Source organism: Pseudomonas poae (assembly GCA_028869255.1).
GTDB classification, from domain to species: Bacteria; Pseudomonadota; Gammaproteobacteria; order Pseudomonadales; family Pseudomonadaceae; genus Aquipseudomonas; species Aquipseudomonas poae_C.
Genome location: CP110972.1, coordinates 6,787,445 through 6,797,314, shown reverse-complemented (window position 1 = coordinate 6,797,314; position 9,870 = coordinate 6,787,445). Strand labels below are relative to the sequence as shown.

The 9,870-nt window shown below is 58.9% G+C and carries 9 protein-coding genes; all 9 read right to left on the bottom strand.

Annotation, left to right across the window (positions count from 1 at the left end):
• Positions 1–23: 23 nt before the first annotated feature.
• On the bottom strand, positions 24–644 hold the full coding sequence (gene msrQ / locus LRS56_30930; protein ID WDU63031.1) for a protein-methionine-sulfoxide reductase heme-binding subunit MsrQ: 621 nt from the start codon (positions 642–644) through the stop codon (positions 24–26).
• Positions 644–1,657, bottom strand: coding sequence for a protein-methionine-sulfoxide reductase catalytic subunit MsrP (gene msrP / locus LRS56_30925; protein ID WDU63030.1), 1,014 nt, complete (start codon positions 1,655–1,657; stop codon positions 644–646). The genes msrQ and msrP overlap by 1 nt, the downstream gene beginning before the upstream one ends.
• A gap of 62 nt (positions 1,658–1,719) precedes the next feature.
• On the bottom strand, positions 1,720–2,577 hold the full coding sequence (pssA, locus tag LRS56_30920; GenBank protein ID WDU63029.1) for a CDP-diacylglycerol--serine O-phosphatidyltransferase: 858 nt from the start codon (positions 2,575–2,577) through the stop codon (positions 1,720–1,722).
• 144 nt (positions 2,578–2,721) lie between these two features.
• The gene (gene ilvC / locus LRS56_30915) at positions 2,722–3,738 is read right to left on the bottom strand and encodes a ketol-acid reductoisomerase (protein ID WDU63028.1); all 1,017 of its coding nucleotides are present in this window, start codon (positions 3,736–3,738) and stop codon (positions 2,722–2,724) included.
• Positions 3,739–3,785: 47 nt separating this feature from the next.
• Entirely contained in the window at positions 3,786–4,277 is a 492-nt protein-coding gene (gene ilvN, locus LRS56_30910) for an acetolactate synthase small subunit (GenBank protein WDU63027.1), read from the bottom strand.
• Positions 4,278–4,279: 2 nt separating this feature from the next.
• Positions 4,280–6,004, bottom strand: a complete 1,725-nt coding sequence (locus tag LRS56_30905) for an acetolactate synthase 3 large subunit (GenBank protein ID WDU63026.1) — start codon at positions 6,002–6,004, stop codon at positions 4,280–4,282.
• Positions 6,005–6,435: 431 nt separating this feature from the next.
• Positions 6,436–6,765, bottom strand: coding sequence for a YqcC family protein (locus tag LRS56_30900; GenBank protein WDU63025.1), 330 nt, complete (start codon positions 6,763–6,765; stop codon positions 6,436–6,438).
• On the bottom strand, positions 6,765–7,499 hold the full coding sequence (locus tag LRS56_30895; protein ID WDU63024.1) for a hypothetical protein: 735 nt from the start codon (positions 7,497–7,499) through the stop codon (positions 6,765–6,767). Before LRS56_30895 ends, LRS56_30900 begins: the two co-directional genes overlap by 1 nt.
• 16 nt (positions 7,500–7,515) lie before the next feature.
• Positions 7,516–9,840, bottom strand: coding sequence for a penicillin-binding protein 1B (mrcB, locus tag LRS56_30890; protein WDU63023.1), 2,325 nt, complete (start codon positions 9,838–9,840; stop codon positions 7,516–7,518).
• Between the last annotated feature and the right edge of the window lie 30 nt (positions 9,841–9,870).

The following is a 9,870-nucleotide window of genomic DNA, read 5'->3' as shown; positions in this document are numbered from 1 at the left end:
CAGAATCTGCCGTCAAGCGCTAATTACGCTTTTGTTGCAGAAATTGGCTTTTTCGCCATAAGGCGAGGGATTCGACGCATGACAGGGGGAATCCGCAGCAACAAAAGCAGCGTCCCTATAGAAGCATAGACAGCCCACTCCTTCAGGTCTGCCCGCACGATCCACAGCATATGCAGCAAACCGAGCCCAAGAATCCCATACACCAGGCGGTGCAGCTTCTTCCAACGACTGCCCAACCGACGCTGGCTATAGCGATTCGACGTCACCGCCAACACCAGCAGCGACAGGAAACCCAGCGCGCCCACAATAATGTAGGGCCGTTTGCGCAGCTCCACTCCCAACTGGGACCAATCCAACCCAAGGACGAACACGCAATACGCAGCCAGATGCAGCACGACATAAGCAAAGCACCACAGCCCCAACTGCCGGCGTACGGCTATCCACCCCGCCCAACCACTCAATTTCTGCAGCGGCGTCATGCACAAGGTGATCAGCAACAGGATCAACGTGCCCAAGCCGAGCCGATCAACCAGTACTTTCCCCGGATCAGGCCCAAGGGCGAAACGCCATGCTTCATATAGCCACCACAACGGCCACACCGCCGCAGCTATAAAGACGCCAATGCGCCAGACTGGATACCGCATCAATAGTTCTTCCGCAGATCAAGGTCAGTGTAGAGAGAGGCCACCTCATCCGAGTAGCCATTGAACATCTGCGTCTCACGCACATTGGGGCTGAACAGGCCACTCGGCAAACGGCGCTCCCGCGCCTGCGTCCAGCGAGGGTGATCAACTGCGGGGTTCACGTTCGCATAAAACCCATACTCATCCGCCGCAATACTCTGCCACGTAGTTTTCGGCTGTTCGCTCACAAGGCTGATCCGCACAATCGACTTCACGCTCTTGAAGCCATACTTCCACGGCACCACCAAACGTAACGGCGCGCCATTCTGATTCGGCAACTCCCGCCCATACATACCCACTGCCAGGATCGCCAAAGGATTCATCGCCTCGTCCAGGCGCAGCCCCTCTACATATGGCCAGTCGATCAGGCCGAAGCTGGAGCGCTGCCCCGGCATGGTCTTGGGGTCCTGCAGGGTTTCAAAGCGGATGTATTTCGCTTTGGAAGTCGGCTCGACCTGCTTGAGCAAGGTAGAAATCGGAAAGCCCATCCACGGAATCACCATCGACCATGCCTCAACACAGCGCAAACGGTAGATCCGCTCCTCCAACTGATAAGGCTTCATGAAGTCTTCCAGGGCATAACGCCCAGGTTTCGCGACCTCCCCGTCAATGACAACCGTCCAGGGTTCAGTCTTGAGTGAACCCGCATTGGCGGCGGGGTCGCCCTTATCCGTACCGAACTCATAGAAGTTGTTGTAGTGAGTGGCGTCTTTGAAGGGCGTGATGGCCTCGCCCTTCACGGTTACCGCCTGCCACTTGGTGTTCGGCAGCTTCTCGGTAAACCAGTTCGGAGCCTTACCCGGCTCGACATCGGCATAACGCGCAGCTTCATCCGCACTGGCCCAACGCGGCAGGCTACCGGCGGCCATGCCGGCAAGCGCACCACCGAGCAAACTGCGGCGAGAGAGATAGAAGGATTCAGGCGTGACATCCGATTCGTGGCAATCGGACGCTTTGGGAAATTTGAATAACATGGCAACTCCGCAGCATTGGAGAACTGATGCACCAATAGACTGCGGAGTATGGGGAAATTACATTAAGGCAATGTTTTGTCCCGACGCAGATGCAGCAAGTACTGAACCGGCCCCGAAGCGGCGTAAACCAGGAACGCCAGCAGCAGAATACGTGGCGGATCGCTGAACACCACCGCGAACACCAGCACCACCACCAGGATCGCCACGAAAGGCACCCGCCCTTTCAAGTCCAATTCCTTGAAGCTGTTGTACTTGATGTTGCTGACCATCAGCATGCCGGCCGCCGCAACCATCAACGCCACCAGGAACGACATCTTCGAGCCCTGGATGCCGTAGTCACTGAACGCCCAGACGATACCCGCCACCACACCCGCAGCCGCCGGGCTGGCCAGGCCGATGAAGTACCGCTTGTCGGCGGTACCCACCTGGGTATTGAAACGCGCCAGGCGCAAAGCGGCACCCGCGACATAGATGAAGGCAACCATCCAGCCGACCTTGCCCATGTCACCCAGCGCCCAGGCAAACGCCAACAACGCAGGCGCGACGCCGAAGGCAACCATGTCCGACAGCGAGTCGTACTCGGCACCGAACGCGCTCTGGGTATTGGTCATCCGCGCTACGCGACCATCCAGGCCATCGAGCACCATGGCGACAAAGATCGCGATGGCAGCAAAACCGAAATACTTGCTGGCACTCGCCGCATCACCCGCCGCCAGTGCGCTCTGGGCACTCATGGAGTTGATGATGGAATAGAACCCGGCAAACAGGTTCGCTGTGGTGAACAGGTTGGGCAGCAGATAGATGCCACGATGCCGGACCTTGCGGCCTTCTGCGTCATGCCCTTCTTCGACATGCTCATCGATCGGTAGCAGGCTTTCGGCGTCAGGAGCCTGGTTTGGCTCTTCGGGACGTTCGCTCATGGACTTTACCTTGCAACGGTGTGAAAAAATTCGACAAATACTTGCGGCGAGTGTTCGCCCGCAAACGATGCAGCTTTATACCAGAACCAGCCCCTCAAACGAAAAAACGCGGCCTGGGCCGCGTTTTTCCTTGATGCGTACGACTTAGTTTTTGGCTTTGTCGACGATCTTGTTGGCACCGATCCACGGCATCATGGAGCGCAGTTGCTCGCCGATGACTTCGATACCGTGAGCGGCGTTGTTACGACGCTTGGCGGTCATCGAAGGGTAGCCGGTAGCACCTTCGCTGATGAACATTTTGGCGTATTCGCCGTCCTGAATACGTTTCAGGGCGTTGCGCATGGCCTGACGGGACTCGGCGTTGATCACTTCCGGGCCAGTCACGTACTCGCCGTATTCGGCGTTGTTGGAGATCGAGTAGTTCATGTTGGCGATACCGCCTTCGTACATGAGGTCAACGATCAGCTTCAGTTCGTGCAGGCATTCGAAGTAGGCCATTTCCGGCGCGTAGCCAGCTTCAACCAGAGTTTCGAAACCGGCTTTCACCAGCTCAACGGTACCGCCGCACAGAACGGCTTGTTCGCCGAACAGGTCGGTTTCAGTCTCGTCCTTGAAAGTGGTTTCGATGATGCCGGTACGACCGCCACCAACGCCAGCTGCGTAGGACAGTGCAACGTTTTTGGCGTTGCCCGAAGCGTCCTGGTAGATCGCGATCAGGTCAGGGATACCGCCGCCTTTGACAAACTCGGAGCGCACGGTGTGGCCCGGTGCTTTCGGCGCGATCATGATCACGTCGAGGTCGGCGCGTGGCACTACCTGGTTGTAGTGAATCGCGAAGCCGTGGGAGAAGGCCAGGGTGGCGCCCTTCTTGATGTTCGGCTCGATTTCGTTCTTGTACAGCGCGGACTGGAACTCGTCCGGGGTCAGGATCATGACCAGGTCGGCAGCAGCAACGGCGGAAGCAACGTCAGTCACTTTCAGGCCGTGGGCCTCAGCCTTGGCAACAGTGGCCGAGCCTTTGCGCAGGCCAACAGTCACGTCAACGCCGGAATCTTTCAGGTTGCAAGCTTGCGCGTGACCCTGGGAGCCGTAGCCGATGATGGCGACTTTCTTGCCCTGGATGATCGACAGGTCACAATCTTTATCGTAATAAACTTTCATGAGGTTCCTCTATATATCCAGGCCGTAAGGCCATTCGCTAATTTGGTTTAGATGCTGAGTACTTTGTCGCCACGGGCAATCCCGGTGACACCACTGCGTACCGTTTCCAGAATCGAGGCCGTCCCGATCGACTGGATGAAGCTGTCCAGCTTGTCGCTTGTACCGGTCAGTTGAATGGTATAAACGCTGGCGCTCACATCGACGATCTGCCCGCGATAAATGTCGGTAGTCCGCTTGATCTCGGCACGTTGGGCGCCCGTAGCCTTGACCTTAACCAGCATCAGCTCGCGCTCGATGTGGGCACTTTCCGACAGATCGACCAGCTTGACCACTTCGATCAGCTTGTTGAGGTTCTTGGTGATCTGCTCGATCACCTCATCGTGGCCCACGGTGGTCAACGTCAGACGCGACAGGGTCGGGTCTTCGGTCGGCGCCACGGTCAGGCTTTCGATGTTGTAGTTGCGTTGCGAAAACAGGCCGACAACACGAGACAGAGCGCCGGGTTCGTTCTCCAGAAGCAGGGAGATAATGTGCCGCATGATTAAGTACGCTCCGTCTTGTTCAGCCACATGTCGCGCATAGAGCCGTCTTTGATCTGCATCGGGTAGACGTGCTCGCTGGTATCCACTTGAATATCGAGGAATACCAGGCGGTCCTTCATGGCGAACGCCTCTTCCATCTTCGGCTTCAGATCTTTCAGATCGGTGATGCGAATGCCGACGTGGCCATAGGCTTCAACCAATTTGACGAAATCCGGCAGCGATTCCATGTAGGAATGGGAGTGACGGCTGTTGTAGCTCATGTCCTGCCACTGACGAACCATACCCAGCACGCCGTTGTTCAGGCAGACGATCTTCACCGGAAGGCCGTACTGCAGGCACGTCGACAGTTCCTGGATGTTCATCTGGATGCTGCCTTCACCGGTGACGCACGCCACGTCGGTGTCGGGGAAGCTCAGCTTGACACCCATGGCCGCAGGGAAACCAAAGCCCATCGTGCCCAGGCCGCCGGAGTTGATCCAGCGGTTAGGCTTGTCGAACTTGTAGTACTGCGCCGCGAACATCTGGTGCTGACCCACATCGGAGGTTACAAAGGCGTCGCCCTTGGTCACTTCGCACAGGGTCTCGATCACGGTTTGTGGCTTGATGATGCTGCCGTCGCCCTTGTCGTAAGGGAACAAGCCGCGGTCACCGCGCCATTCGTCGATCTGCTTCCACCAGCTGGCAACCGATTCCTTGTTCGGCGTTTCGCCAATGTCCTTCAGCGCAGCAACCATTTCGGTCAATACGCTTTCCACAGGACCCACAATCGGCACGTCGGCCTTGATAGTCTTGGAGATGGAGGCCGGGTCGATGTCGATATGGATGATCTTGGCGTTCGGGCAGAATTTGCTCGCGCCGTTGATTACCCGGTCATCGAACCGTGCGCCCACCGCCAGGATCACGTCGGCGTGGTGCATGGCCAGGTTGGCGGTGTAGCTGCCGTGCATACCGAGCATGCCGACGAACTGGCGGTCCGTACCCGGGAATGCGCCGAGGCCCATCAGGGTGTTGGTCACCGGCAGGTTGAGCAGCTTGGCCAGTTCGGTCAGCGGTGCGGAACCGCCGCCCAGAATCACGCCACCACCGGAATACAACACTGGGCGCTTGGCCGCCAGGAGCATTTCTGCCGCCTTGCGGATTTGCCCCGAGTGCCCACGCACGGCCGGGCTGTAGGAGCGCAGCTTGGCTTTCTTCGGGAAGACATACTCGAATTTTTCGGCCGGGTTGGTCATGTCTTTCGGAATATCGACCACTACAGGGCCCGGGCGACCGGACTGTGCAAGGTAGAACGCCTTTTTCATGACTTCCGGGATTTCCGACGCATGCTTGATCATGAAGCTGTGTTTCACGATCGGCCGGGAGATACCGATCATGTCGGTTTCCTGGAATGCATCGGTACCGACCATGGTGCTAGCAACCTGGCCGGAAATGATCACCATCGGGATGGAGTCCATATAAGCAGTCGCGATGCCGGTAATGGCATTGGTTGCGCCTGGGCCGGACGTTACCAGTACTACACCGGCTTTACCGGTGGCACGGGCGTAACCGTCAGCCATATGGGTCGCGGCCTGTTCGTGACGAACCAGGATGTGGGTAACAGCCGGTTCCTTGAACAGTGCGTCGTAGACATGCAGCAGAGCACCACCTGGGTACCCGTAGATATAGTCGACGCCTTCGTCACGCAAAAAGCGGACGAGCATCTCACCGCCAGATAAAAGCTCCACGTTGTTCACCTCTAAAACGCCAGAATACCGTCCGTTTAAAACCGACGGGTCTTAATAGGTTTACTTCTCAACAGAGCATGAGCGACGGTGGTCGCCGACTACGTCAGCACTGACTGAGCAAGTATTGGGATCGTCCCAAGTGTTGCGGGCTTTTCCCACCCAGCGCGAGGTAACGCGTTGCGGGTGTAACAGGTCGGCGCGGATGTGCGCCTCATGATCTGCTGAGCGGGCCTGCTTCTGGCAGTCCCGATACAGCGGACTTTGGATTCTTGTGTTTCAGCCCGTTCAAGTCAAGCAATAATTGCGCTTTTTTCCAACTAAGCGCATGAGAACGTAGAAGAAAGGGCTCTGAGGAGGGATAAAACTCGCCTGAATGTCGTCAAGCGGTAGAAATGTGCGCAAGACTGCCGGAAAACCCGGCAGTCAGGCAATTAACGAGCGTCGACGATCAGTTGGTCGAACTTTTTCAGCGCATTGCGCAAACCAATGCTCTCAAGCGGCCGGTCGGCATAGACCATCTCGGCCATCTCCAGAATCCCGGAAGCATTTGGCAATGGCAGGTCCTGCTCGAGGATCTGCTTCATGCGCGCCAGGAAGATCCACTGCAACCATTGGTGGAAGTCCAGGGTGTCCACCGAAAAAGGCTCGACACTGCTCAAGGCCTCAACGCTGGGGGACTCTTCGTCCCACCAGCCCTGCACGCGCAATTCGCGCTCAATCAGCAATAACTGTTCGGCAATCGCTGGAAAACGCGCATCCATCAGAGGCTGACCTTGGCTTTTTGCCGAGCCAGGGCAGCACCGGCGGCATCCCCTTGCGCCGCGCGTGCATCGCCAATCAGTGCCCACAGGCTGGCTTGCAGGTCAGGACGACCGTTGGCCAGGGTCAAGCCGCGACGGGCGAACTGTTCGGCTTGCGGTGCGTCGCCCTGGGCCATCCGCACTTGAGCCAGGCGATACAACACTTGCGGCTCGCGAGGCGCAACCCGCTGGGCCCGCTCAAGACTCGACGATGCGCCATTCAAATCGCCACCGGCCTGCTGTTGCTGGGCGGTGGTGAGCAAGGCCAGTACCGGGCCATCCAGTTGCTCGTCAGCCGACAGGCCACCAGCGCTGGAGGACGACGGAATGCCGCTCGGCGTCGACGGCATGGTGTAGGAGCCCTGGTTAACCGGGGCCGTCTGAATCGGTGTGGTATCGATCGGGCCAGAGGTGATTGGCCCTGGGGTCCACGGCTCGGCACTGATCGGCGCGGAGGTGGCAGCGCCACCCCCTGGTACCATCACTACCACGCCCGAATCCTGCGGCACAGCCTGCGGAGCGGCCTGGACGGGACGCTTGGTCACGGTCTGGCGGAAACCGCCGTTGGCCGAGATGCGGTCGTTATTCGAGACGGCTGTGCTCGAGTCCACCACCGGAATCGAGCCGCGCTGCACGCTGGCGCAACCGTTGAGCAAAGCCAGAGCTGTAATAGCTGGAATCCACCACTTGTTCACTTGAAACCCTCTTTGCTTAATTCATCCAGCCCTTGACCCAATCCATCACCGATTCCGCGTCAGCCGGGGCACTGCCACCGCACGCGGGACCGGGTGGCGGTTCGCTGCCGCGAATATACGGCATCTGCACCGCGCCTGGGCAGTTGGCATCGGAGCCCTGCCCCGTGTGCGGATCAATCCAGGCCTGCACGATATTGTCCGGCTGCGGCATGTTCAGCGGCAACGGGTCGGCCTTGCGCATGAAACTGGTCCAGACCTGCAGTGCGCCTGTGGCGCCGGTAAACGGGGTCTTGCCATTGTCGTCACGACCCAGCCACACCACCGCCAGCACATCCTGGCCGAAACCGGCGAACCAGCTGTCACGCGAGTCGTTACTGGTACCGGTTTTGCCCGCCAGCGTCAGGTTCGAAGGCAGAACCTTATAGACAGAACTGCCGGTACCTTCACGCATCACGCGCTGCATGGCGTTCTGGATCAGGTAGATGGAGCCCGCATCAAAACGCTGCTGAATCTGGAACGGGTAGCGCTTGAGCGGCTCGCCCTCGGCGGTCAGCACGCTACGAATGCCGCGCATCGGCGTATTGAAGCCACCGTTGGCGAGGGTCTGGTACATGGTTGCCACTTCCATCGGCGTCATTGCACCGGCGCCCAGCAGGATCGACGGGAAGGCCGGGAATTCACGGGTGATGCCCAGGCGCGCCAGGGTCTTGAGCACATTCGGCACCCCCACTTCCAGGCCCAGGCGGGAGGTGGAAATGTTGTAGGAATGCGCCAGCCCCTGGTACAGGAACACCGTACCGTGGGAGCGACGATCAAAGTTCTGCGGCGTCCACACCTGGCCATCTGCGCCTTTGACCGACAACGGATCATCCGACAGCCAACTGGTAAGGCTGTATTTGCTCGGCTTTTCCAAGGCCGTCAGATAGACCGCCGGCTTGACCAGCGAGCCGATCGGCCGTACGGCATCCAGAGCACGGTTAAACCCGGCGAAACTCGCCTGGCGACTGCCGATCATGGCCTGGACCTCACCGGTTTCCGGGTTGGTCACCACCATGGCCGCTTCCACTTCGTCTGAGCCTTTGCGGCCGGTCAGGCGTTTGAAGGTGTCGTTGACCGACGCTTCGGCCTTCATCTGCAGAATCGGATCGAAACTGGTGAAGATCCGCAAGCCTTCCTCGGTCAAGTCTTCGTCGCGGTAGTCTTCCCGCAACTGGCGCTTGACCAAATCGATAAAGCCCGGGAAGGAGCTGTCGGCCAGCTTGCCGCGAGTGGTCACACCCAGTGGCATTTTCTTGGCTGCGGCCACTTGCTCCGCAGTGGCAACGCCCTGCTGTTCAAGCACATCGAGTACCAGGTTACGGCGTTCAAGCGCACGCTCCGGGTTACGACGCGGGTTGTAGTAGGACGGCCCCTTGACCATCCCGACCAGCAACGCAACTTGATGCAACTTCAGTTCGGACAGCGGCTGGCCAAAGAAGAACTGGCTGGCCAAACCAAAACCGTGCACCGCACGCTGGCCGTCCTGGCCGACGAAGACCTCGTTAAGGTACGCCTCAAGGATTTCCTGCTTGCTGTAATGCAGCTCCAGCAGCATCGCCATCATGGCTTCGGTGAGTTTACGGGTCAGGCTGCGCTCGTTGGTCAGGTAGAAGTTCTTGACCAATTGTTGCGTCAGCGTACTGCCGCCCTGGGTCATCCTGCCGCCGGAGGTGTTGACCCAGATGGCGCGGGCAATCGACTTCGGCGACACGCCCCAGTGGCTGTAGAAATCGCGATCTTCTACGGCAACCAGGGTTTCCAGCAGGTACGGCGGCACCTGATCAAGCTTGATCAGGATGCGATCTTCAAGGTTTTTCGGGTAAATCCCGCCGATCATCAGCGGTTCCAGGCGCACCACCGGCAGCTTGGAGCCATTGAGCGACGACAGCTCGGCCACATAGTCGCCGGAGAAGCGCACGCGCACCGGCTGGGCTTTTTCCAGGCCTTCATAGAACTGGAAGCCACGGGTGTTCAGGTCGACGGTGTTGCCGCTGACGGCGGCCGCGCCCGGGCCATTGCTCACAGGCTCGCGGCGATAGCCCAAGGCGTCGAGTTCGGTGAGGAAGTCATCCTTGCTCAGCTTCTGGCCGGTGAACAGCTCCAGCGGGCGTGCATATACCTTGGCCGGAATGGTCCAGCGCTTGCCGGAGAATTTCTCCTGGACCACGGCGTCGAGGTACACCGCGAAGCCGGCGAGCACCACCAGGCCAACCAGGCCGAGTTTGAGCGCCCAGCCGAGCCATGGGCGCAGGCCACGGGAAGGAGGTTTTTTACGGGAACGGGGAGATCGGGTTCGAGTCATGGCGGCGGATTATACGCACTTTATTGATGA